The organism is Streptomyces sp. NPDC047028 (assembly GCF_040644095.1).
GTDB lineage: Bacteria > Actinomycetota > Actinomycetes > Streptomycetales > Streptomycetaceae > Streptomyces.
The window spans coordinates 74,360-98,492 of sequence record NZ_JBEYVS010000020.1 but is presented as its reverse complement, the minus strand read 5'-3'; the positions used below and the strand labels follow the sequence as shown (position 1 = coordinate 98,492).

Here is a 24,133-nt window from a genome sequence, read left to right as displayed (position 1 = left end):
CATCGCTCCACGACAGCAGTCGCAGCGGCTGGGCTGCCCGTATCAACCGCACAGTTGTCGAGTTGCAAGGGACGCTTCGGCGTCCCTTCCTTCTTTCCCCCCGCGCATCCTTTCACCCTCTTCAACGTCTGATGTGCCCTGCATGTTCAATGGCGAAACCGCGCGGTTGCGAGCGTTCGTGGAGTGAGATAGCGGCGACCGGTAGAGTCCGGCGGCGTGCACCTCAAGGCCCTGACCCTCCGCGGGTTCAAGTCGTTCGCCTCGGCCACCACGCTCCGGTTCGAGCCGGGCATCACGTGCGTCGTCGGCCCGAACGGCTCGGGCAAGTCCAACGTGGTGGACGCGCTCAGCTGGGTCATGGGCGAACAGGGCGCCAAGTCGCTGCGCGGCGGCAAGATGGAGGACGTCATCTTCGCCGGCACCACCGGCCGCCCGCCGCTGGGCCGCGCCGAGGTGTCCCTGACCATCGACAACTCCGACGGGGCGCTGCCCATCGAGTACGCCGAGGTCACCATCACGCGGATCATGTTCCGCAACGGCGGCAGCGAGTACCAGATCAACGGCGACACCTGCCGGCTGCTCGACATCCAGGACCTCCTCTCCGATTCCGGCATCGGCCGCGAGATGCACGTCATCGTCGGCCAGGGGCAGCTCGACTCCGTGCTGCACGCCGACCCCATGGGCCGGCGCGCCTTCATCGAGGAGGCGGCCGGCGTCCTGAAGCACCGCAAGCGCAAGGAGAAGGCGCTGCGCAAACTGGACGCGATGCAGGCCAACCTCGCCCGCGTCCAGGACCTCACCGACGAACTGCGCCGCCAGCTCAAGCCGCTGGGCCGCCAGGCCGCCGTCGCCCGCCGGGCCGCCGTCATCCAGGCCGACCTCCGCGACACCCGCCTGCGCCTGCTCGCCGACGACCTCGTACGGCTCCGGGAGGCATTGCACGGGGAGATCGCCGACGAGGCGGCCCTGAAGGAGCGCAAGGAGGCCGCCGAGCAGGAGCTGCGCAAGGCCGTCCAGCGGGAGACCCGGCTGGAGGAGGAGGTACGGCAGCTCACGCCGCGCCTGCAGCGCGCCCAGCAGACCTGGTACGAGCTGTCCCAGCTGGCCGAACGCGTCCGTGGCACGATCTCCCTGGCCGACGCCCGGGTCAAGAGCGCCACCTCCGCACCCGCCGAGGAGCGGCGCGGCCGCGACCCCGAGGACCTGGAGCGCGAGGCGGCCCGGGTGCGGGAGCAGGAGGCCGAGCTGGAGGCGGCCCTGGAGGCGGCTCAGCACGCCCTGGACGACACGGTCGCGCACCGGGCGGAACTGGAGCGGGAGCTGGCCGTAGAGGAACGACGGCTCAAGGACCTGGCCCGCGCCATCGCTGACCGCAGAGAGGGCCTGGCCCGACTCTCCGGCCAGGTCAACGCGGCCCGCTCCCGCGCCGCCTCCGCCCAGGCCGAGATCGACCGCCTGGCCGCGGCCCGCGACGAGGCCGAGGAACGTGCGGTGCGCGCCCAGCAGGAGTACGAGAGCCTCAAGGCCGAGGTCGACGGCCTGGACGCCGACGACGCCGAGCTCGCCGAACGCCACGAGGCCGCCAAGCGGCAGCTCGCCGAAGCGGAAGCGGTCCTCACCGAGGCCCGCGAGGCGGCCACGACCGCCGAACGCTCCCGCGCCGCCACCCGGGCCCGCCACGAGGCCCTCGCTCTCGGCCTGCGCCGCAAGGACGGCACCGGCCTCCTGCTCGCCGCCCAGGACCGCCTCACCGGCATCCTCGGCCCGGCCGCCGAACTCCTGACCATCACCCCCGGCTACGAGGTGGCCCTGGCCGCCGCCTTCGGCCCAGCAGCCGACGCCCTCGCCATGACCACCCCCACAGCAGCCGCCAACGCCCTCCGCCTCCTCCACAAGGAAGAGGCAGGCCGAGCCACCCTCCTCCTGACGACCCCCTTTGAAACCCCCCCAGCGCAGGCACCCCAAAGGGGCGCGGGGAACTGCGCGACAAGCCCCCACACACCCGCACCGAACCACCCGGCCGAAGTCCCCGAAGGGGGCGCGGGGAACTGCGCGAGCAACCACGTCGAACCCGCACCCCACAACCAGACCGCACCACCCCAAAGGGGCGCGGGGAACTGCGCGACAAGCCACCACGCACCCGCACCCGACAACGACCCCCGAACCCCCCTCCCCGCAGCCACCCTCGTCCAAGCCCCCCCGGACCTCACCCCCACCATCCACCGCCTCCTCCACGACACCGTCATCGTCGACACCCTCGAAGCCGCCGAAGAAACAGTCCGCACCCACCCCCACCTCACCGCAGTGACCGCCGAAGGCGACATCCTCGCCGCCCACTACGCCCACGGCGGCTCCGCAGGCGCCCCCAGCCTCCTGGAGATCCAGGCCTCGGTGGACGAGGCCGCAGCGCAGCTGCAAGAACTGCAGGTCCGCTGCGAACAACTGGCCGAGGCCCAGCGCACCGCGCAGACCCGGAGGAGCACCGCCGCCACCCTCGTAGAGGACCTCGGCGAACGGCGCCGCGCAGCGGACCGCGAGAAGTCCGCCGTAGCCCAGCAGCTCGGCCGTCTCGCAGGCCAGGCCCGCGGAGCCGCCGGCGAGGCGGAACGCTCCGCCGCCGCGGCCTCCCGCGCCCAGGATGCCCTGGAACGGGCCGTACAGGAGGCCGAGGAGCTGGCCGAGCGCCTGGCCGTGGCCGAGGAGATGCCCGTCGAGGAGGAGCCCGACACCGCCGTACGGGACCGTCTCGCCGCCGACGGGGCCAACGCCCGGCAGACGGAGATGGAGGCCCGCCTCCAGGCCCGTACGCACGAGGAGCGCGTGAAGGGCCTGGCCGGCAGGGCCGACTCCCTCGACCGGGCCGCCCGCGCCGAACGCGAGGCACGCGCGCGTGCCGAGCAGCGCCGCGCCCGGCTGCGCCACGAGGCCGCCGTCGCCGAGGCCGTCGCGTCCGGCGCCCGGCAGCTCCTCGCGCACGTCGAGGTCTCCCTCGGCCGCGCCGAGCGGGAGCGTGCCGCGGCCGAGGAGGCGAAGGCCCTGCGCGAGCGGGACCTGGTCACCGCGCGCACCGCCGGCCGCGACCTGAAGGCCGAGCTGGACAAGTTGACGGATTCAGTGCACCGCGGCGAGGTACTCGGCGCCGAGAAGCGGCTGCGCATCGAGCAGCTGGAGACCAGGGCACTGGAGGAGCTGGGTGTCGAACCGGCCGGGCTGGAGGCGGAGTACGGGCCGCACCAGCCTGTGCCGCCCTCGCTCCCCGCCGAGGGAGAACAGCTTCCTGAAGAGCCGGATCACCCCCGCAACCGGCCGAGGCCCTTCGTCCGGGCGGAGCAGGAGAAGCGGCTCAAGGCCGCCGAGCGCGCCTACCAGCAGCTCGGCAAGGTCAACCCGCTCGCCCTGGAGGAGTTCGCGGCCCTGGAGGAGCGGCACAAGTTCCTCAGTGAGCAGCTGGAGGACCTGAAGAAGACCCGCGCCGACCTGCTCCAGGTGGTCAAGGAGGTCGACGAGCGCGTCGAGCAGGTCTTCACCGAGGCCTACCACGACACCGCACGCGAGTTCGAGGGAGTCTTCGGCCGGCTGTTCCCGGGCGGCGAGGGACGGCTCGTGCTGACCGACCCCGGCAACATGCTGACCTCGGGCGTGGACGTGGAGGCCCGCCCGCCGGGGAAGAAGGTCAAGCGGCTCTCCCTGCTCTCCGGCGGCGAGCGCTCGCTGACGGCCGTGGCCCTGCTGGTGTCGATCTTCAAGGCACGCCCCAGCCCGTTCTACGTCATGGACGAGGTCGAGGCGGCCCTGGACGACACCAACCTCCAGCGGCTGATCCGGATCATGCAGGAGCTGCAGGAGGCCTCGCAGCTGATCGTGATCACGCACCAGAAGCGCACGATGGAGGTCGCCGACGCGCTCTACGGCGTCTCCATGCAAGGCGACGGTGTCTCGAAGGTCATCTCGCAGCGCCTCCGCTAGGGCGCCCCTCCCTACAAGATCGAAGCCCGTACAAGAAACACTCTGTGTTCACTTTCTGAACACAGAGGCATGTGTCATCTGACTAAATTCACAGCAGCGGACCTATTGACTTCGAGACTTGAAGGAATAGTCTCTGCAACGTTGCTTTTACCTTCAGGTATGGATCTGACAGGGCTCACCCCCACCCGGCAGCGTTGCCGTGGCCCGAGGAGTTATTCGTGACCAGCACAGCGCAGGCACCCCAGCCAGGAGCCAGGACGGCTCACCCCGAACATCTCGGGCACGTCATCTTCATCGCGGCGGCGGCCGCCATGGGCGGCTTCCTGTTCGGTTACGACAGCTCCGTCATCAACGGCGCCGTCGAGGCCATCCGGGACCGCTACGGCATCGGCTCCGCGGCGCTGGCCCAGGTCATCGCCGTCGCCCTGATCGGCTGCGCCATCGGCGCCGCCACCGCCGGCCGCATAGCCGACCGGATCGGCCGCATCCGCTGCATGCAGATCGCCGCCGTCCTGTTCACGATCAGCGCCGTCGGCTCCGCCCTGCCGTTCGCCCTGTGGGACCTCGCCTTCTGGCGGATCGTCGGCGGCTTCGCCATCGGCATGGCCTCCGTCATCGGCCCCGCCTACATCGCCGAGGTCGCCCCGCCCGCCTACCGCGGCCGCCTCGGCTCCTTCCAGCAGGCCGCGATCGTCGTCGGCATCGCCATCTCCCAGCTGGTCAACTGGGGCATCCTCAACGCCGCCGACGGCAAGCAGCGCGGTCACCTGATGGGCCTGGAGGCCTGGCAGGTCATGCTCGGCGTCATGGTCGTCCCGGCCGTCCTCTACGGCCTGCTGTCCTTCGCGATCCCCGAGTCCCCGCGCTTCCTGATCTCCGTCGGCCGGCGCGACCGGGCCCGCGAGATCCTCGCCGAGGTCGAGGGTGACATCGACTTCGACGCCCGGATCAACGAGATCGAGCACGCCATGAAGCGCGAGGAGAAGTCCAGCTTCCGGGACCTGCTCGGCGGCTCCTTCTTCTTCAAGCCGATCGTCTGGGTCGGCATCGGCCTGTCCGTCTTCCAGCAGTTCGTCGGCATCAACGTCGCCTTCTACTACTCCTCGACGCTGTGGCAGTCCGTCGGCGTGAACCCGTCGGACTCGTTCTTCTACTCCTTCACGACGTCGATCATCAACATCGTCGGCACCGTGATCGCGATGATCTTCGTGGACCGCATCGGCCGCCGGCCGCTCGCCCTCATCGGCTCCGTCGGCATGGCCGTCGGCCTCGCCCTGGAGGCGTGGGCGTTCAGCCACCACCTGGTCGACGGCAAGCTGCCCGCCGCTCAGGGCTGGACCGCCCTGATCGCCGCCCACGTCTTCGTCCTCTTCTTCGCCCTCTCCTGGGGCGTGGTCGTCTGGGTCATGCTCGGCGAGATGTTCCCGAACAAGATCCGCGCCGCCGCGCTGGGCGTGGCCGCCTCCGCGCAGTGGATCGCCAACTGGGCCATCACCGCGAGCTTCCCGTCGCTGGCCGACTGGAACCTCTCCGTGACCTACGTGATCTACGCCGTCTTCGCGGCGCTCTCCATCCCGTTCGTCCTGAGGTTCGTCAGGGAGACGAAGGGCAAGGCCCTGGAAGAAATGGGCTGACCCGCCTCGGGCCCGGCGTCCTGGACACCGCGTCCCGGGCCCGGCCCCCGGACCCGAGGAGAAGGGCCAAGTCCCCGCTGCCCCTCTCCTCGTACCCCGCCGCCGCCCCCGCTCCGGCCACTGCCCGGACCGGGGGCGGCGGTGCGTCTCCGTCCTTCCCGGTGCATCCCGCGGGCCGTCCGGGAGGTCACCCCTCCAGCGCCGGCAGCACCTTCTCGGCGAACAGCCGCAGGCTGCGCCAGCCCTCCTCCAGGGGCATCCCGCCCGCCAGTGGGTGCAGGACCAGGCTGTCCAGGCCCAGCTCCACGCACTGGCCCGGCGTGAGGACGCGGTAGACGCCCTCGGCGCGCAGCTCGTCCACGGTCGTGGCCGCCGACCGCACGGCCGAGCGGATGTCGCCGGACTGCCAGGACGCGTATGTCCGTGCCTCGTGCAGGAAGTGCCGGCCGTACTCGGCCCACGTCCGGTCCGGGTCCTCGCAGAGGTGCAGCAGCGGGGTCTCGGCGGCGGGCATCATGGTCCAGCCCTCGGTGCCGTACGCGGTGAGCTGCTCCTTGTAGTACGCCTCAAGCTCCGGCAGGTGCGCGCTGGGAAAGAAGGGCAGGCCGAGCCGCGCGGCCCGGCGGGCGGCGGCCCTGGACGAACCGCCGACCAGCAGCAGCGGGTGCGGATCGGTGTACGGGCGGGGGGTGAGCCGTACCGTACGGCCCCGGTAGGTGAACTCCTCGCCGGTCCACGCCGTCAGCAGCGTCTCCAGCAGCTCGTCCTGCAGCCGGCCGCGCCGCTTCCAGTCCACGTCGAAGAGGGCGTACTCCTCGGGCCGGTAGCCGATCCCGGCCACCGTCACCAGCCGCCCGCCGCTGAGCAGGTCCAGTACGGCGATCTCCTCGGCCAGCCGCAGCGGGTCGTGCAGCGGGCCGATCACCGCCGACACCGTCACGGCGATCCGGCGGGTCGCCCCGAACACCGCGCCCGCGAAGGCGAACGGCGACGGGAGCCAGTTGTCGGCGACACCGTGGTGCTCCTCGGTCTGCACCGTGCTGACGCCGTGCTCGTCGGCGTACGCGGCCATCTCCAGCGCGGCGCGGTAACGGGCGGCGAGGGAGGCGGGAGTGGCGCCGGGTTCGACGAGGTTGAAGCGTACGACCGTGACGGGCATGAGACGTCCCCCTCCGGTACGGGTCGGTGGAGGGGAACGTTAGCTGACGTGGTGTCAGATGGCCATGGATGATACGGCGGTGGTCCCGGGCTCCGCGGACCCCTCGGCCGACTCGGTGTCCCGCCGCGCGGGGCGCACCACCGCCGGCTTCGGCAGGGCCAGGTACAGCAGGCCCGAGATCACGATCGTCGCGACCCAGCCGAGGCCGTACTCGCCGATCACGTTGTTCTTCGCCAGCGGGCCGGTGAACCAGTCCGAGGTGGTGAACAGCAGGCCGCCCACCAGGCCGATCGCCCAGGAGGCCACCGCGGCGGGGGAGAAGCCGCCCCGGTACCAGTAGGCGCTGCTGCGCGTGGTGTCCGCCATGGCCGCGCCGTCGTACTCGGTCCGGCGCAGCATGTCCGCGCCGAAGACGCCCACCCAGGCGGAGAAGGCGACCGCCAGCAGGGACAGGAAGGCGATGAACGAGCCCATGAAGCTCGTCGCCACCAGCATCAGCACGCCGCCGAAGACCAGCGAGATCACGGCGTTGACCGACACCGCCCAGTGCCGGGGCACCTTGAAGCCGAGGGTCTGCGCCGTGAAGCCCGCCGAGTACATCGACATCGAGTTGATCAGCAGCATGCCGATCAGCGCGATCAGCAGGTACGGCACCGCGATCCAGGTGGGCAGGATCTCGCCGAGGAAGGAGACCGGGTCGGTCGCCGAGGCCAGGTCGGGCGTGGAGACCGCCATCACCGCACCCATGAGGACCATCGGCAGGACGACGATGCCCGCGCCGCCCACCGACGTGCCCACGATCGCCTTCGAGGACGCCGTGCGCGGCAGGTAGCGGGTGAAGTCCGGGGCGGTCGGGATCCAGCTGACGCCGCCCGCCGCGATCATGCCGATCCCGGTGATCACCGCGGCCGTCGAGCCGGCGCCGTGGTCCAGTACCTTCGACCAGTCGGTGTGCACGGCCAGGTACGCCAGCACCAGGACCGAGAACACGCCGAAGACGTACGTCGCGTACTTGTTGCACTTCTGCACGGCCCCGATGCCGAGCCCGGAGATCGCGAAGGTCGCGACGACGAACGCCAGCAGCGTCACCATGTCGAGCACGCTGTTGCCGTGGATGCCGAACACGATGTCCAGGATGGTGAGCACCGCGTAGGCGCCGGTCACCGCGTTGATCGTCTCCCAGCCCCAGCGGGCGACCCAGATCAGCGAACCGGGCAGCAGGTTGCCGCGCTGCCCGAACACCGCCCGGGACAGCGCCATGCCCGGCGCCCCGCCCCGCTTGCCCGCGATCCCGATCAGCCCGACCAGGCCGTACGACACGACGGGCGCGACGGCCGCCACGACGAGCGCCTGCCAGATGTCCAGGTGGTACGCCACGACGAGGCTCGCGCCCATCGTCAGCAGCAGCACGCTGATGTTCGCGCCGACCCAGGTCGGGAACAGCTCGCGGGTCCGGGCGGTGCGCTCGTGGTCGGGCACCTGCTCGATGCCGCGGGTCTCCAGTGCGCCTTCGGACTGGGCGGTCTTGCTCATGGAAGAGGGACCTCGGAAGTGGGGGGAAGGGGACGACGGGACTCTACGCGCGTTGACGGAGTCCCTGCCATTGTACTTTGATCCGACTCCACACCTTAGGTGGCCTTTGTCGCTCGGAGGAAACGACAACGAGCGGCAAGCGGGGCCGCACGGAACCCATGGCCGATACTGGAGCCGTTATGGAAACCATCATCCTTGCTGTAGTCATCGCCGTGGTCGTGCTCGGTGCGCTCGGCGGGCTCGTCATCGGCAGCCGGCGCCGGAAGCCGCTGCCCCCGCCGCCGCCCGCCGCGCCCGACATCACCGCGCCCCCGGCCGAGCCGCACGTCGGCGACGAGGCCGAGACGCCGCGCGACGAACCGCGCCGGACGATCGAGGAGGTGGATCTCCCGGGTGGCCCCGCCCCGGTGGTCGTGGAGGAGCCTCCGTCCGCCGTCGAGGCCCCGGAGATCGAGATCCCGGAGCCCACCGCCGGCCGGCTGGTCCGCCTGCGCACCCGCCTGTCCCGCTCGCAGAACGCGCTCGGCAAGGGACTGCTCACCCTGCTGTCCCGCGAGCACCTCGACGACGACACCTGGGAGGAGATCGAGGACACGCTCCTCACCGCCGACGTCGGCGTGCAGCCCACCCAGGAGCTGGTCGAGGGGCTGCGCGAGCGCGTCAAGGTGCTCGGCACCCGGACCCCGGACGAGCTGCGCGGCCTGCTCCGCGAAGAGCTGCTCAAGCTGGTCGGCACCGACGTGGACCGCACGGTCCGCACCGAGCCCGAGGACCGCAAGCCCGGCATCGTGATGGTCGTCGGCGTCAACGGCACCGGCAAGACCACCACCACCGGCAAGCTCGCCCGCGTCCTGGTGGCCGACGGCCGCACGGTCGTCCTGGGCGCCGCCGACACCTTCCGCGCCGCCGCCGCGGACCAGCTCCAGACCTGGGGCGAGCGCGTCGGCGCCTACACCGTGCGCGGCCCCGAAGCCGGCGACCCCGCCTCCGTCGCCTTCGACGCGGTCAAGGAGGGCAAGGAGATGGGGGTCGACGTCGTCCTCATCGACACCGCCGGCCGCCTGCACACCAAGACCGGCCTCATGGACGAGCTGGGCAAGGTCAAGAGGGTCGTGGAGAAGCAGGCGCCGCTGGACGAGGTGCTGCTCGTCCTCGACGCCACCACCGGCCAGAACGGCCTGGTCCAGGCGCGCGTGTTCGCCGAGGTCGTCGACATCACCGGCATCGTGCTGACCAAGCTGGACGGCACCGCCAAGGGCGGCATCGTCGTCGCGGTCCAGCGCGAGCTGGGCGTGCCGGTCAAGCTGGTCGGACTCGGCGAGGGCGCGGACGACCTGGCGCCGTTCGAGCCGGAGGCGTTCGTGGACGCGCTGATCGGCGAGTGATCCCCGGGGGGGGACCTGGGAATGTTTCGAGGCCCCCGCACCGCGAAGCGCCCGCCCCACGAGGGGCGGGCGCTTCGCCGTCCGTAGGGGGCTGGGTTTCGTCGCGTACGGCCCCGGCCGGGGTGGGCGCTTCGCGGCGTAGGCCCCAGGTGGGTGGGCGCTTCGCGGCGTAGGCCCCAGGTGGGTGGGCGCTTCGGCGCGTATGGCGTCAGTGTGGTGGGTGTTTCGTTCCGCACGGTCTCGGTCTCGGGGCGTGCAGGTGGCTCGGCGCGTGCGGTCCCTGGTGGGGGTGGGTTCTTCGTCGTGTTGTGCGGCCGCGCTCCGGGCGTGACGCTCGCGTCAGTGAGCGGTGTGGGCCGCGGGGTGGGTGGGCGCTTCGTCGTGTGGAGAGCCCGCTCCGGGAACGCCCGTTGGGGCGTTACGCCCGTGCCCCCGACCGGTGGGCCACGTAGGCCAGGGTGCCCAGCAGGAGTCGGGCCGCCGGGGGGCGGGTCGCCGAGTCCAGTGCGGGTGGGCGCAGCCAGCGGACCGGGCCCAGGCCGCCCCGGTCCGAGGGCGGGGCGGTGATGTGGTCGCCCGGCCCGAGCCCGCGCAGGTCCAGCGCGGACGGGTCGTCCCAGCCCATGCGGTACAGCAGCCTGGGGAGTTCGGCGGCGGCGCCGGGGGCGACGAGGAAGTGCGCGCGGCCGTCCGGGGTGGCGGCGACCGGGCCGAGAGGCAGGCCCATGCGCTCCAGCCGGACCAGGGCCCGGCGCCCGGCCGGCTCGGCGACCTCGACGACGTCGAAGGCGCGGCCCACCGGCAGCATGATCGCGGCGCCGGGGAACTCCGCCCAGGCCTTGCTCACCTCGTCGAGCGTCGCGCCGGCCGGCACCGGGGCGGCGAAGCCGAGCGGATGCGCGCCCGGCGCCGTACAGTCGCCGCGCCCGCAGGAGCAGGCGCCCGCGGCGGCACGCGCACCCGGCACCACCTCCCAGCCCCACAGCCCGGTGAACTCGGCGACGGCGGTACTGCACTCCGACGCACGGCCGCGCCGACGCGTGCCGGAGCGGATCTCGCGAATGCCGCCGATCGTGAAGCCCATGCCCCCTCCAACGGGTCCAGCGCGCCGGTGGTTACGACCCGGAGCGGTCCGGAAGCGGAACGTGACGTCTCCGGGCTCCGCCTTCCCCTCGCTCCTGCGGGGCAAGGCGGCGCTTGGAAGCGCGTCGGGTGGTGCACCGGGATCCGTGCGCTCCGTCGTGCACCTCTCCGCCCACTTCCAGCCGTCCTATGTCAAGTGAATCGCGCCCCGCTGGTTGTGAGTTCATTCGAAGGGGTGGCGAATGGTGGCGTTTCCAGGATCGCCATGGCTGGAACGGTGATCGTAGGATTACTGTGAGTGTGCGAGTGGTGGAGGCACATGCGCTTGTGGGTATGCCGGAGGCAACTCGTCAACTCGTTCGAAGGGTGAGAACCGGCGGACGGGAGGCCGTATTTACCGGCATTCTGATAGGGCTTGGCGCACTCGGCGACAAGTGGTCTCAGGGATGGGGGCGTTCCAGTGAGCGGCAACGGCGGTAGTGGGTCGAGCGCTGACAAGCGCCCCAACGAGCTGCTCGGCTCGTGGTTCGTGCGCAGTGGCTGGTCCAAGGGTGAGCTGGCCCGCCAAGTGAACCGCCGGGCACGCCAGTTGGGCGCCAACCACATCTCCACGGACACCTCCCGGGTGCGCCGCTGGCTGGACGGGGAGAATCCGCGCGAGCCGATTCCGAAGATCCTCTCCGAGCTGTTCTCCGAGCGCTTCGGCTGCGTCGTCTCCGTCGAGGACCTCGGCCTGCGCGCCGCGCGGCAGTCACCCTCCGCTTCCGGCGTCGACCTGCCGTGGACCGCCCCCCAAGCCGTCGCCCTGCTCGGCGAGTTCTCCCGCAGCGACCTGATGCTGGCCCGGCGCGGCTTCCTCGGCACGTCGCTCGCCCTGTCCGCCGGGCCCTCCCTCATCGAGCCGATGCAGCGCTGGCTCGTCCCCGGCCCCTCCTCGCCCGCCCCCGCCGAGCCCGAGCCCCTCGTCGAGTCGAGCCGCCCGCACCGCCTGTCCAAGCCCGAGCTGGAACTGCTGGAGTCCACCACGGTGATGTTCCGCCAGTGGGACGCCCAGTGCGGCGGCGGCCTGCGCCGCAAGGCGGTCGTCGGCCAGCTGCACGAGGTCACCGACCTCCTCCAGGAACCCCAGCCCGAGGCCACCAACCGCAAGCTGTTCAAGGTCGCCGCCGAACTCGCCGAACTGGCGGGCTGGATGAGCTACGACGTCGGGCTCCAGCCGACCGCCCAGAAGTACTTCGTCCTCGCGCTGCACGCGGCCAAGGAGGCCGGCGACAAGCCCCTCGGGTCGTACGTGCTGTCCAGCATGAGCCGCCAGATGATCCACCTCGGCCGGCCCGACGACGCCCTGGAGCTGATCCACCTCGCGCAGTACGGCAGCCGCGACTGCGCCGGCCCGCGCACCCAGTCCATGCTGTATGCGATGGAGGCCCGCGCCTACGCCAACATGGGCCAGCCCGGGCGCTGCAAGCGGGCCGTGCGCATGGCCGAGGACACCTTCGCCGAGGCCGACGAGTGGGACGAGCCGGACCCCGACTGGATCCGCTTCTTCTCCGAGGCCGAACTGTTCGCGGAGAACTCGCACTCCTACCGCGACCTCGCCTACGTCGCCGGCCGCAGCCCCGCCTACGCATCCCTGGCCCAGCCGCTGATGGAGCGGGCCGTGGACCTCTTCGCCAAGGACCACGAGCACCAGCGGTCGTACGCACTCAACCTGATCGGCATGGCCACCGTGCACCTGCTGCGCGACCAGCCCGAACACAGCACGGAGTACGCCTCGCGGGCCATGCGGGTCGCCAGGAAGGTCCGCTCCGAGCGCGTGAACACCCGTATCCGGAAGACGGTCGACACGGCCGTCCGCGACTACGGCGACCTCAACGCCGTCACCGACCTCGCCGAGCAGCTCGCCGTCGACCTGCCCGAGTCCGCAGAAGCGGTCTGACCCGCGGGTCCTCCACACCCCGGCCGCGGCCGGTCCTCCCGAACTGCCCGACTCGGCTCCCCCATGCCAGGTCATCGAGAGGCCCCGACCGCGGCCGGTTTCGCTCCTTTTTTGGGCCTGAACCGGCGCCGCTCTCGCGGACCTGGTTGCTCGCCGTCGTGGTTCCTCAATGAGTGGTTGCGGTGTCCGTCGCGGTAGGCGTGTCACCGTGATCACCGGCGTTCCGGTCATCCCGCAGTTCATGAGCGCGTAACACGCCAGCTGCCTTCGTCACCCCGGCGAAACATCGAGGGGCTTCCACCGAAACCGCGCTGCGCCACGCTCATGGCGCATACCCGGTTCCCCCCGCCCCCCGACCGGGACCGCCCAGGCACCGCACGCACGGGGCCGTACCGACGACGAGGAGACGCCGATGGCACCAGCCATCACGCTTGCCGCCGAGGCACCCAGACTGTCCTCCGCGAACACAGGCTTCATGCTCATCTGTTCCGCCCTGGTGCTGCTCATGACCCCGGGACTCGCCTTCTTCTACGGAGGCATGGTCCGCGTCAAGAGCACCCTCAACATGCTCATGATGAGCTTCATCAGCATGGGCATCGTCACCATCCTCTGGGTGCTCTACGGCTTCTCCCTCGCCTTCGGCACGCACAACGGCCTCATCGGCTTCAACGCGGACTGGCTCGGCCTCAGCAACATCGGCCTGACGCAGCTCTGGGACGGCTACACCATCCCGATCTACGTCTTCATGGTCTTCCAGCTGATGTTCGCGATCATCACCCCGGCCCTGATCAGCGGCGCCCTCGCGGACCGCGTGAAGTTCTCCGCCTGGGCCCTGTTCATCGCCCTGTGGGTCACGATCGTCTACGTCCCGGTCGCCCACTGGGTCTGGGGCGCCGACGGCTGGGCCTACAAGCTCGGCGTGATCGACTTCGCCGGCGGTACGGCGGTGCACATCAACGCCGGTGCCGCCGCCCTCGGCGTGATCCTCGTCATCGGCAAGCGCGTCGGCTTCAAGAAGGACCCGATGCGCCCGCACAGCCTCCCGCTGGTCATGCTCGGCGCCGGACTGCTGTGGTTCGGCTGGTTCGGCTTCAACGCCGGCTCCTGGCTCGGCAACGACGACGGCGTCGGCGCGCTGATGTTCGTCAACACCCAGGTCGCCACCGCCGCCGCCATGCTCGCCTGGCTCGCCTACGAGAAGATCCGGCACGGCGCGTTCACCACGCTCGGCGCCGCCTCCGGCGCGGTCGCCGGACTGGTCGCGATCACCCCGTCCGGCGGAGCGGTCTCCCCGCTCGGCGCGATCGCCGTCGGCGCCGTCGCCGGTGTCGTCTGCGCGGCCGCCATCAACCTGAAGTTCCGCCTCGGCTACGACGACTCCCTCGACGTCGTCGGCGTCCACATGGTCGGCGGCATCCTCGGCTCCCTGCTCATCGGCTTCTTCGCCACCGGCAAGGGCCAGTCCACCGCCAAGGGCCTGTTCTACGGCGGCGGCCTGGACCAGTTCTGGAAGCAGTGCGCCGGTGTCTTCGCCGTCCTCGCCTACTCCCTGATCGCCTCCGCCGTCCTCGCCTTCCTCATCGACAGGACCCTCGGCATGCGGGTCACCGAGGACGACGAGGTCTCCGGCATCGACCAGGCCGAACACGCCGAGACCGCCTACGACTTCAGCGGCGCGGGCGGTGGCGTCACCGGCACCCTCGCCGCCGCCTCCGCGGCCCTGGCCGCCACGCACAGCAAGAAGGTGGACGCATGAAGCTCATCACCGCCGTCGTCAAGCCCCACCGGCTCGACGAGATCAAGGAAGCCCTCCAGGCCTTCGGGGTGCACGGCCTGACCGTCACCGAGGCCAGCGGCTACGGCCGGCAGCGGGGCCACACCGAGGTCTACCGCGGTGCCGAGTACACCGTCGACCTCGTCCCCAAGATCCGCATCGAGGTCCTCGCCGAGGACGACGACGCCGAACAGCTGATCGAGGTCGTCGTGAAGGCGGCCCGTACCGGCAAGATCGGAGACGGCAAGGTCTGGTCGCTGCCGGTCGACACGGCCGTACGGGTCCGCACGGGCGAGCGCGGCCCGGACGCGCTCTGACCCGGCCGGCCACGGCAGCACGGCAGAAGGACAGGAGTCACTGGGTGACGGGGACGGATGTGCGAAGCGAAAACGACGACTCGGGACCCGGCGGCTACGCGGCGGCCCGGCTGCGCCTCCTCACCGAGGGGGCGCGGTCCGGGCCGCCGCGCCGCGCCGCCCTCGCCGGGCTGACCGACGACTGGCTCGGCTCACTGTTCACGGCGGCCGCCGGCAGCCCCACCGGCGTCTCCCTCGTCGCCGTCGGCGGCTACGGCCGCGGCGAGCTGTCCCCGCGCAGCGACCTCGACCTCCTGCTGCTGCACGACGGCACCGACCCCGCCGCCGTAGCCGACCTCGCCGACCGCCTCTGGTACCCCGTCTGGGACCTCGGCCTCGCCCTCGACCACTCCGTCCGCACCCCCGCCGAGGCCCGAAAGACCGCCGGAGAGGACGTCAAGGTCCAGCTCGGCCTCCTCGACGCCCGCCACCTCGCCGGCGACCCCGCCCTCACCGCCGCCCTGCGCACCACCGCGCTCGCGGACTGGCGCAACCAGGCCCCGAAACGCCTCCCCGAACTCCAGGAGCTGTGCGCCGAGCGCGCCGAACGCCAGGGAGAACTGCGGTACCTGCTGGAACCCGACCTCAAGGAGGCCCGCGGCGGCCTGCGGGACGCCACCGCCCTGCGCGCCGTCGCCGCCTCCTGGCTCGCCGACGCCCCCCGCGAAGGCCTCGCGGACGCCCGCCGCAGCCTCCTCGACGTGCGGGACGCCCTGCACCTCGCCACCGGCCGCGCCACCGACCGGCTCGCCCTCCAGGAACAGGACCAGGTCGCCACCGAGCTGGACCTGCTCGACGCCGACGCCCTGCTGCGACAGGTCTACGAAGCGGCACGCGTCATCTCCTACGCCGGCGACGTCACCTGGCGTGAGGTGGGCCGCGTGCTGCGCTCCCGCGCCGTACGGCCGCGCCTGCGCGCCCTGCTCAAGGGCGGGGACAAACCGGCCCCCGAGCGCTCGCCGCTGGCCGAAGGAGTCGTCGAACAGGACGGCGAGGTGGTGCTCGCCCGCGCCGCGCGCCCCGAACGCGACCCCGTGCTCCCCCTGCGCGCCGCGGCCGCCGCCGCCCAGTCCGGGCTCCCGCTCTCCCCGCACGCCGTACGGCGCCTGGCCGCCACCGCGCGCCCCCTGCCCACCCCCTGGCCCGCCGAGGCCCGCGAACAACTCGTCACCCTCCTCGGCTCGGGCCGGCCCACGGTCGACGTCTGGGAAGCCCTGGAGGCGGAGGGCCTGGTCAGCAGCCTCCTGCCCGACTGGGAACGAGTGCGCTGCCGCCCCCAGCGCAACGCCGTCCACCTCTGGACGGTCGACCGCCACCTCATCGAAACGGCCGTCCGCGCCTCCGAACTGACCCGCCGCGTCGGCCGCCCCGACCTCCTCCTCGTCGCCGCGCTGCTCCACGACATCGGCAAGGGCTGGCCCGGCGACCACTCCGTGGCCGGCGAGGTCATCGCCCGGGACGTCGCCGTACGCATCGGCTTCGACCGCGCCGACGTCGCGGTGCTGGCCACCCTGGTCCGCCACCACCTGCTCCTCGTCGACACCGCCACCCGCCGCGACCTGGACGACCCCGCCACCGTCCAGTCCGTCGCCGAGGCAGTCGGCACCCAGAGCACCCTGGAACTGCTGCACGCCCTCACCGAGGCCGACGCGCTCGCCACCGGACCGGCCGCCTGGTCCCGCTGGCGCGGCTCCCTCGTCGCCGACCTGGTCCGGCGCGCCGCCGCCGTCCTCGCCGGCGACGCCCCCGACGAGCCCGAGCCCGCCGCCCCCACCGCCGAGCAGGAACGCCTCGCCGTCGAGGCGTTCCGCACCCGCGGCCCCGTCCTCGCCCTGCGCGCCCAGACCCCGCCCGCACCCGAGCCCTCCGGCGACCCCGAGCCGCTCGGCGTCGAACTGCTCATCGCCGTACCCGACCAGCGCGGCGTCCTGCCCGCCGTCGCCGGAGTCCTCGCCGTGCACCGGCTGACCGTTCGTACCGCCGAGCTGCGCACCCTGCGCCTGCCCGGCGCCGTCGACACCGACGGCACCGGCTCGGTCCTCCTCCTCGACTGGCGCGTCGCCGCCGAGTACGGCTCCCTGCCCCAGGCCACCCGGCTCCGCGCCGACCTCGTCCGCGCGCTCGACGGCTCCCTCGACACGGCCGCCCGCCTCGCCGAACGCGACGCGGCCTACCCCCGGCGCCGCGGCTGGACCGCCCCGCCCCCACGCGTGCGCGTCGCCCCGGCCGCCTCCCACCACGCCACGGTGATCGAGGTCCGCGCCCAGGACGCCCCGGGCCTGCTCTTCCGGATCGGCCGCGCCCTGGAGGGCGCCGGCGTACGCGTCCGCAGCGCCCACGTCAGCACCCTGGGCGCCAACGCCGTCGACGCCTTCTACGTCACCGGAACGGAAGGTTCCCCCCTGCCGGCCGAGGAGGCCGCGGCGGTGGCCCGCAAGCTGGAGGAGACCCTGCGGGGATGACCTGGCCCGGCGCACGCGGCGCCGGGATACCCTGGAGGGCGATTCCCACAAGCCATCCCCGACTCCGAGGACCGACGCCGCCGTGTTCGACACTCTCTCCGATCGCCTGTCAGCGACTTTCAAGAACCTGCGCGGCAAGGGGCGCTTGAGCGAGGCCGACATCGACGCCACGGCCCGCGAGATCCGCATCGCGCTCCTCGAGGCGGACGTGGCCCTGCCGGTCGTCCGGGCGTTCATCAAGAACGTCAAGGAGCGGTCCCTCGGCGCCGACGTCTCCAAGGCGCTGAACCCCGCCCAGCAGGTGCTGAAGATCGTCAACGAGGAACTGGTCACCATCCTCGGCGGCGAGACCCGGCGGCTCCGCTTCGCCAAGCAGCCCCCCACCGTGATCATGCTGGCGGGTCTGCAGGGTGCCGGTAAGACCACCCTCGCGGGCAAGCTCGGCCGGTACCTCAAGGAGCAGGGCCATTCGCCCCTGCTGGTCGCCTGCGACCTCCAGCGCCCGAACGCCGTCAACCAGCTCAGCGTCGTCGCCGAGCGCGCCGGCGTCGCCGTCTACGCGCCGGAGCCGGGCAACGGGGTGGGCGACCCGGTCAAGGTCGCCAAGGACTCCATCGAGTTCGCCAAGTCCAAGGTCCACGACATCGTGATCGTGGACACCGCCGGCCGCCTCGGCATCGACGCCGAGATGATGCAGCAGGCCGCGGACATCCGCGACGCCGTCTCCCCGGACGAGATCCTGTTCGTCGTCGACGCGATGATCGGTCAGGACGCGGTCAACACCGCCGAGGCCTTCCGCGACGGCGTGGGCTTCGACGGCGTCGTCCTCTCCAAGCTCGACGGCGACGCCCGCGGCGGTGCCGCCCTGTCGATCCGGCAGATCACCGGCAAGCCGATCATGTTCGCGTCCAACGGCGAGAAGCTGGAGGACTTCGACCAGTTCCACCCGGACCGGATGGCCTCCCGCATCCTCGACATGGGTGACCTGCTCACCCTGATCGAGCAGGCGGAGAAGACCTTCGACCAGGCCGAAGCCCAGAAGATGGCGGAGAAGCTGGCCTCCAAGAAGGGCCAGGACTTCACCCTCGACGACTTCCTGGCCCAGATGGAGCAGGTCCGGAAGATGGGCTCCATCTCCAAGCTGCTCGGCATGCTCCCCGGCATGGGCCAGATCAAGGACCAGATCAACAACCTGGACGAGCGGGACGTCGACCGCACCGCCGCGATCATCAAGTCGATGACCCCGGCCGAGCGCCAGGAGCCGACGATCATCAACGGCTCGCGCCGCGCCCGTATCGCCAAGGGCTCCGGTGTCGAGGTCAGCGCCGTGAAGAACCTGGTCGAGCGGTTCTTCGAGGCCCGCAAGATGATGTCCCGCATGGCGCAGGGCGGCGGCATGCCCGGCATGCCGGGGATCCCCGGTATGGGCGGCGGCCCGGGCCGCTCCAAGAAGCAGCCCAAGAAGGCCAAGGGCAAGCAGCGTTCCGGCAACCCGATGAAGCGCAAGCAGCAGGAGCTGGAGGAGGCCCAGCGCCGCGAGGCCGCGCAGAACGGCAACCCCTTCGGCGGGCTGCCGCAGCAGGGCGGTCAGGACTTCGAGCTGCCGGACGAGTTCAAGAAGTTCATGGGCTGACCGAGATCCCGGCCCCGGCCGTCGTCGCCCGCGTGTCCCCTCAGGGCACGCGGGCGATCAGGTAGCGGAAGACGTTCGGCATCCACACCGTGCCGTCCACGCGACGATACGGATGCAGCGCCTCCGCCAGCTCCTTGTCCACCTGCTTGCGGTCCGTCTCCGCGACCGCCGCGTCGAACAACCCCGTCGACAGCAGCCCCCGTACGGCACTGTCGGCATCGGCGTACCCGAACGGGCAGGCCACCCGCCCCGAGCCGTCCGGCCGCAGCCCGGCCCGCTGGGCGACCTCCTCCAGGTCGTCCCGCCCGGCCGGCCGCCAGCGGCCGGGGCTGCTCAGCGGATCGGCCAGTTTCGCCCCCACCCGCAGCACCGAGGAGGTGGCGCAGCGCTCCGGTGGACCCCAGCCGGCCAGCACCACCGCCGCCCCGCGTCCGGCGAGCGGCACGGCGGCCGCGAGCAGTTCGGTGAGCCCCTCGGCATCCCCCGCGAGACAGCCGATCGGCTCGAAAGCGGTCACCAGGGTGTACGGGGGAGTGTCCGCGCCCCGCGTGTGCGCGGCGACGTCGGCGGGGGAGCCCTCGACGAGCTCAACGGCCGTACGTCCGCCCGCACGCGCGCGTGTACGGCCGCGGGGACCGGGCGGCGCGTCCGGCAGCAGGCGCTCACGGGCGAGGGCGAGGCGCTCGGGGGAGGGGTCGGCACCGGTGACCTCGGCTCCCCTGGCGGCCGCCGTCAGCAGGGCCAGACCGGAACCGCACCGCAGGCCCAGCAGCCGGGTGGCCGGGCCCACGTCGAGACGGTCGTAGACCGCCTGGTGGAGCGGCACCAGCATCCGCTCCTGGATCTCGGACCAGTCACGCGCGCGTGCGTACGGGTTCACGCGCGGCGCGGAACCCGTGGAGGAGGACAGGTGTTCCCGCACGAGCGTAGGTGTCATAGGTAAGCGCCCCAATCCGCCGACAGTCCGGAGCCGGCCCGGACCGGACCGGCGTCGCGTTCGCCGCAGTAACCCGATGGCGTGGCCCCCGTGCCGTGCGCTCGCACCATCCACGTATGCCAGGTAACTCCCGCCTCGCCATGCCGTCCAGGGTCCGAGGGGCCCCGTTTGGGAGCTGTGGGTGTGAGTGGCGGGAATTCACCACCCCCCGGCCCCGCGCGGGCGAGCGGGCCGGGCCGGTGCGGGGCCGCCGGCAGGCACCCGGTAACGTCGCGGTCGTCACCGGCGCTGACGAAGGCAACGGCTCTGCGACGGCAGAGCGGCCGAAACGCCTCTTGCGCAGGCGGGCGGATCCGCGCCCATCGCTGGGGCGTACGTCAGACTACGCACCGGCTTGGTATGAGCTGTGCGGCTTCTCCGCAGATCAGCGCACCCGCCCTCGTCCGGACGCATGAGTGGCAACTGACGGGTACGTGCAAATTATTTGGGATGCCCCGGAATAGGAACACAGGGGCACCCCCGCTCGTTGTCATTACGTGAGCACGACACAGACACCACCTGTTCTCGCCGCAGAGCTGGCACAGGCGTGGGCCGACATTCAGCGGTACCACCCCGAGCTGCCCGACCTTGCCGCGCCAGAGTCCCTGATCGGAGAGTCGTCGTCCGCGTGCGGGCACGAGCTCTCCTTCGAGCGACTGCTTCATGAGGCAGTCCATGGCATCGCGGCCGCCCGTGGGGTCCGCGACACCTCCCGTGCCGGCCGCTACCACAACCGTCGTTTCCTCGCCATCGCCGAGGAGCTGGGCCTGGACCACCCCGAGGAACCGCACCCGAGCAGTGGTTTCTCCCTGGTCACGCTCAACCCCGAGGCGAAGCGGCGCTACCGCCCGACCATGGAGCGGCTGCAGCGCGCGCTGAAGGCCCATGTGGCAGCCACCTCGTCCGACACCTCCCGCACCTTCCGGGGTCCGGCCGCACGGCACGGCTCCTCGGGCGGCGGGGTCCGGGTCAAGGCGGTCTGCGACTGCGGGCGCAACGTCCGCGTGGTCCCCTCCGTCCTCGCCCAGGCCCCCATCGTCTGCGGCGGCTGCGGCAAACCCTTCCGCATCCCAGAACTGGCAGGAGCGGCAGCAGGCTGACGCTACGGCTGCTCGTGGCAGCCGTAGCACCGGCACGCCGCCGCCCCACGCGCCCACCCCCCCCGCCGGCCCGCGGGCAATCGTGCCGCAGGGCGATGGGGGTCCCCCGCTCGAGCGCAGCCGAGAGTGGGGGAGGGTGGGCGCGGCGGCACCCCGTCAGCGCCGGGCAGCGCACCCGACCTACTTCGCCATCACGCCGGGTGCCTCTCCGGCGTGCCCGCAGCACAGCTCACCCACCCGGCCAAAAGCGACCCGCAGGGTATGGCACAATGGCTAGCTGTACTCGACAGCCGCACAGGACCCCTCTCTCCTCCGGCTGACGCGTCCATCGGGCACTCGGGTACCGCAACCCCACGCGGCGTCTCGCCGTGCCCAACCACGTCAAATTCCAGGAGAATCCACTCCCGTGGCAGTCAAGATCAAGCTGAAGCGTCTGGGCAAGATCCGTTCGCCTCACTACCGCATCGTCGTCGCCGACTCCCGTACCCGCCGTGACGGCCGGGCCATCGAGGAGATCGGCAAGTACCACCCGACCTACAACCCGTCGGTCATGGAGGTGGACGCCGAGCGCGTGGCCTACTGGCTGGGTGTCGGCGCGCAGCCGACCGAGCCCGTGCTCGCCATCCTGAAGAAGACCGGCGACTGGCAGAAGTTCAAGGGCGAGCCGGCCCCCGCGCCGCTGCTCGTCGCCGAGCCGAAGGCCACGCGCCCGTCGTTCGAGGCTCTCGGCGGCGAGGACGAGGGCAAGGGTGAGGCGATCACCCAGAAGAAGAAGGCTGAGAAGAAGGACGAGGCCGCGGCCGAGTCCGAGTCGACCGAGGCCTGAGCAGCATGCTCGAAGAGGCGCTTGAGCACCTCGTGAAGGGCATCGTCGACAACCCCGACGATGTGCAGGTCGCCTCGCGCAACCTGCGCCGCGGGCGCGTGCTGGAGGTCCGGGTGCACCCCGACGACCTCGGCAAGGTGATCGGCCGCAACGGCCGTACCGCGCGTGCCCTGCGTACCGTCGTGGGCGCCATCGGCGGTCGCGGCGTCCGTGTCGACCTCGTCGACGTGGACCACGTCCGCTGACGCTTCAAAGCAACCGGCTCGGGCCGGGGAGGGCCACAGGCCGTCCCCGGCCCGCAGTCGTATGAGCGCAGCCGTATGAGCACACTTGAGCAGCCTGCGCAGGACACCGGGCAGCAGACGACAGGAGAATGGGACACGTGCAGCTCGTAGTCGCACGGATCGGCCGCGCCCACGGCATCAAGGGCGAGGTCACCGTCGAGGTACGCACCGACGAGCCGGAACTGCGGCTCGCCCCGGGCGCCGTCCTGGCCACCGACCCGGCCGCCACCGGACCGCTCACCATCGCCACCGGACGCGTCCACAGCGGCCGCCTCCTCCTGCGGTTTGAGGGCGTGAGTGACCGTACGGGCGCCGAGGCCCTCCGTAACACCCTGCTCATCGCCGACGTGGACCCGGACGAGCTGCCCGAGGACGAGGACGAGTACTACGACCACCAGCTCATGGACCTCGACGTGGTCACCGCGGACGGCACCGAGGTCGGCCGGATCACCGAGATCTCGCACCTGCCGTCCCAGGACCTGTTCATCGTGGAGCGCCCCGACGGCAGCGAGGTGATGATCCCCTTCGTCGAGGAGATCGTCACCGAGATCGACCTCGGCGAGCAGAAAGCCGTCATCAACCCGCCGCCCGGCCTGATCGACGACCAGGCAGCCCGCGACGCAGTCGCTGATGGGCACAGCGCCTCCTCCCGGGACGAGGCGTGATGCGGCTCGACGTCGTCACGATCTTCCCCGAGTACCTCGAACCGCTGAACGTCTCCCTCGTCGGCAAGGCACGCGCGCGTGGGCAGCTCAACGTCCACGTGCACGACCTGCGCGGATGGACGTACGACCGGCACAACACGGTCGACGACACCCCGTACGGCGGCGGCCCCGGCATGGTCATGAAGACCGAACCCTGGGGCGACGCCCTGGACACGGTCCTCGCCGACGGCTACGAGACCGGCGCCCAGGCACCCTCCCTGATCGTCCCCACCCCCAGCGGCCGTCCCTTCACCCAGGAACTGGCCGTCGAACTCTCCGAGCGGCCCTGGCTGATCTTCACACCGGCCCGCTACGAGGGCATCGACCGGCGCGTGATGGACGAGTACGCGAGCCGTATGCCCGTCTACGAGGTGTCCATCGGCGACTACGTCCTGGCCGGCGGCGAGGCGGCCGTCCTCGTCGTCACCGAGGCCGTGGCCCGGCTGCTGCCGGGCGTCCTAGGCAACGCCGAGTCCCACCGGGACGACTCCTTCGCGCCCGGAGCGATGGCGAACCTGCTGGAGGGCCCCGTCTACACCAAGCCCCCGCTCTGGCGCGGGCGGGACATCCCGGACGTGCTGCTCAGCGGCCACCACGGCAAGATCGCCCGCTGGCGCCGCGACGAGGCGCTGCGGCGTACGACCGCCAACCGGCCCGACCTGATCGAGCGCTGCGAGCCCGGCGTCTTCGACAAGAAGGACCGCGAGATGCTCTCCATCCTGGGCTGGGCGCCCGACCCGGAGGGGGAGCCGTACGGCCGATTTTGGCGCAGGCCCGAGGCCGTGGAAGAATAGGCCGCTGTTGTGCGTCCGTCCGGCGAGCGCCCCTGCCGCAGGGGGACACGACGCCCGTCCCGACCCGCACGGCAGACCCCTGATACACCTAGTTTCCGTTGATGACCTGTGGCATCAGCGAAGAAAGCAGACGAAATGTCTCACCTGCTCGACACCGTCGACTCCGCGTCGCTGCGCAGCGACGTCCCGGCCTTCCGCCCGGGTGACACCGTCAACGTCCACGTCCGCGTCATCGAGGGCAACCGCTCCCGTGTGCAGCAGTTCAAGGGCGTTGTGATCCGCCGCCAGGGCAGCGGTGTCCGCGAGACCTTCACGGTCCGCAAGGTCTCGTTCTCCGTCGGCGTCGAGCGCACCTTCCCGGTGCACACCCCGATCGTCGAGAAGATCGAGCTGGTCACCCGCGGTGACGTGCGCCGCGCCAAGCTGTACTACCTCCGTGAGCTGCGCGGCAAGGCCGCGAAGATCAAGGAGAAGCGCGAGAACTGATCTCGCGCGCGGGCGTGCACAGCGGGGCCGGATACCATC

18 protein-coding genes are annotated in these 24,133 nt (G+C 71.6%); 14 read left to right on the top strand and 4 right to left on the bottom strand.

The window, feature by feature from the left end; all coding sequences use genetic code 11:
- Positions 1 to 216: 216 nt before the first annotated feature.
- Positions 217 to 3,966: an AAA family ATPase gene (locus ABZ854_RS19475; RefSeq protein WP_361212151.1), complete on the top strand. Its 3,750-nt coding sequence runs from the start codon at positions 217 to 219 to the stop codon at positions 3,964 to 3,966.
- Positions 3,967 to 4,184: 218 nt separating this feature from the next.
- Positions 4,185 to 5,600, top strand: a complete 1,416-nt coding sequence (locus tag ABZ854_RS19470) for a sugar porter family MFS transporter (protein WP_361212148.1) — start codon at positions 4,185 to 4,187, stop codon at positions 5,598 to 5,600.
- 187 nt (positions 5,601 to 5,787) lie between these two features.
- Here the strand turns inward: ABZ854_RS19470 and ABZ854_RS19465 are convergent, their stop codons facing one another.
- Both ABZ854_RS19465 and ABZ854_RS19460 read right to left on the bottom strand, forming a co-directional pair.
- Positions 5,788 to 6,759 carry an LLM class flavin-dependent oxidoreductase gene (locus ABZ854_RS19465; RefSeq protein WP_361212145.1) on the bottom strand — a complete coding sequence of 324 codons (972 nt, stop codon included), beginning with the start codon at positions 6,757 to 6,759 and terminating at the stop codon, positions 5,788 to 5,790.
- A 54-nt stretch (positions 6,760 to 6,813) separates the two neighbouring features.
- Complete coding sequence (locus tag ABZ854_RS19460) at positions 6,814 to 8,292, bottom strand: cytosine permease (RefSeq protein ID WP_361212142.1); 1,479 nt, start codon at positions 8,290 to 8,292, stop codon at positions 6,814 to 6,816.
- 179 nt (positions 8,293 to 8,471) lie between these two features.
- On the opposite strand from ABZ854_RS19460, the gene ftsY reads away from it, so the two are divergent.
- Positions 8,472 to 9,677, top strand: coding sequence for a signal recognition particle-docking protein FtsY (gene ftsY / locus ABZ854_RS19455; RefSeq protein ID WP_361212139.1), 1,206 nt, complete (start codon positions 8,472 to 8,474; stop codon positions 9,675 to 9,677).
- Positions 9,678 to 10,095: 418 nt separating this feature from the next.
- On the opposite strand, the gene ABZ854_RS19450 is transcribed toward ftsY, so the two are convergent.
- Positions 10,096 to 10,761, bottom strand: coding sequence for a bifunctional DNA primase/polymerase (locus ABZ854_RS19450; RefSeq protein ID WP_361212136.1), 666 nt, complete (start codon positions 10,759 to 10,761; stop codon positions 10,096 to 10,098).
- 459 nt (positions 10,762 to 11,220) lie between these two features.
- On the opposite strand from ABZ854_RS19450, the gene ABZ854_RS19445 reads away from it, so the two are divergent.
- The 5 genes from ABZ854_RS19445 (at position 11,221) to ffh (ending at position 18,924) form a co-directional block, all read left to right on the top strand.
- Positions 11,221 to 12,699, top strand: a complete 1,479-nt coding sequence (locus ABZ854_RS19445; RefSeq protein WP_361212133.1) for a hypothetical protein — start codon at positions 11,221 to 11,223, stop codon at positions 12,697 to 12,699.
- 412 nt (positions 12,700 to 13,111) lie between these two features.
- Positions 13,112 to 14,455 (top strand): ammonium transporter, encoded by a 1,344-nt coding sequence (locus ABZ854_RS19440; protein ID WP_361212130.1) that lies wholly within the window; start codon positions 13,112 to 13,114, stop codon positions 14,453 to 14,455.
- Positions 14,452 to 14,790 carry a P-II family nitrogen regulator gene (locus ABZ854_RS19435; RefSeq protein WP_086730248.1) on the top strand — a complete coding sequence of 113 codons (339 nt, stop codon included), beginning with the start codon at positions 14,452 to 14,454 and terminating at the stop codon, positions 14,788 to 14,790. The genes ABZ854_RS19440 and ABZ854_RS19435 overlap by 4 nt, the downstream gene beginning before the upstream one ends.
- A gap of 44 nt (positions 14,791 to 14,834) precedes the next feature.
- Positions 14,835 to 17,291, top strand: a complete 2,457-nt coding sequence (locus tag ABZ854_RS19430; protein ID WP_361212127.1) for a [protein-PII] uridylyltransferase — start codon at positions 14,835 to 14,837, stop codon at positions 17,289 to 17,291.
- A gap of 82 nt (positions 17,292 to 17,373) precedes the next feature.
- Complete coding sequence (ffh, locus tag ABZ854_RS19425) at positions 17,374 to 18,924, top strand: signal recognition particle protein (RefSeq protein ID WP_361212124.1); 1,551 nt, start codon at positions 17,374 to 17,376, stop codon at positions 18,922 to 18,924.
- 40 nt (positions 18,925 to 18,964) lie between these two features.
- On the opposite strand, the gene ABZ854_RS19420 is transcribed toward ffh, so the two are convergent.
- The gene (locus tag ABZ854_RS19420; protein WP_361212121.1) at positions 18,965 to 19,861 is read right to left on the bottom strand and encodes an SAM-dependent methyltransferase; all 897 of its coding nucleotides are present in this window, start codon (positions 19,859 to 19,861) and stop codon (positions 18,965 to 18,967) included.
- Positions 19,862 to 20,397: 536 nt separating this feature from the next.
- Between ABZ854_RS19420 and ABZ854_RS19415 the strand changes: the two genes are divergently transcribed.
- From ABZ854_RS19415 to rplS, 6 genes are all read left to right on the top strand, one after another.
- Positions 20,398 to 21,000, top strand: coding sequence for a hypothetical protein (locus ABZ854_RS19415; protein ID WP_361212118.1), 603 nt, complete (start codon positions 20,398 to 20,400; stop codon positions 20,998 to 21,000).
- A 406-nt stretch (positions 21,001 to 21,406) separates the two neighbouring features.
- A complete protein-coding gene (gene rpsP, locus ABZ854_RS19410; protein WP_129306312.1) occupies positions 21,407 to 21,826 on the top strand; it encodes a 30S ribosomal protein S16 in 420 nt (139 codons plus the stop codon).
- A 5-nt stretch (positions 21,827 to 21,831) separates the two neighbouring features.
- Entirely contained in the window at positions 21,832 to 22,071 is a 240-nt protein-coding gene (locus ABZ854_RS19405) for an RNA-binding protein (protein WP_003973401.1), read from the top strand.
- Between the two features lie 137 nt (positions 22,072 to 22,208).
- A complete protein-coding gene (rimM, locus tag ABZ854_RS19400; protein WP_361212115.1) occupies positions 22,209 to 22,775 on the top strand; it encodes a ribosome maturation factor RimM in 567 nt (188 codons plus the stop codon).
- Positions 22,775 to 23,608: a tRNA (guanosine(37)-N1)-methyltransferase TrmD gene (trmD, locus tag ABZ854_RS19395; protein WP_361212112.1), complete on the top strand. Its 834-nt coding sequence runs from the start codon at positions 22,775 to 22,777 to the stop codon at positions 23,606 to 23,608. Before rimM ends, trmD begins: the two co-directional genes overlap by 1 nt.
- 135 nt (positions 23,609 to 23,743) lie before the next feature.
- A complete protein-coding gene (gene rplS, locus ABZ854_RS19390) occupies positions 23,744 to 24,094 on the top strand; it encodes a 50S ribosomal protein L19 (RefSeq protein ID WP_046727833.1) in 351 nt (116 codons plus the stop codon).
- Positions 24,095 to 24,133 lie beyond the last annotated feature (39 nt).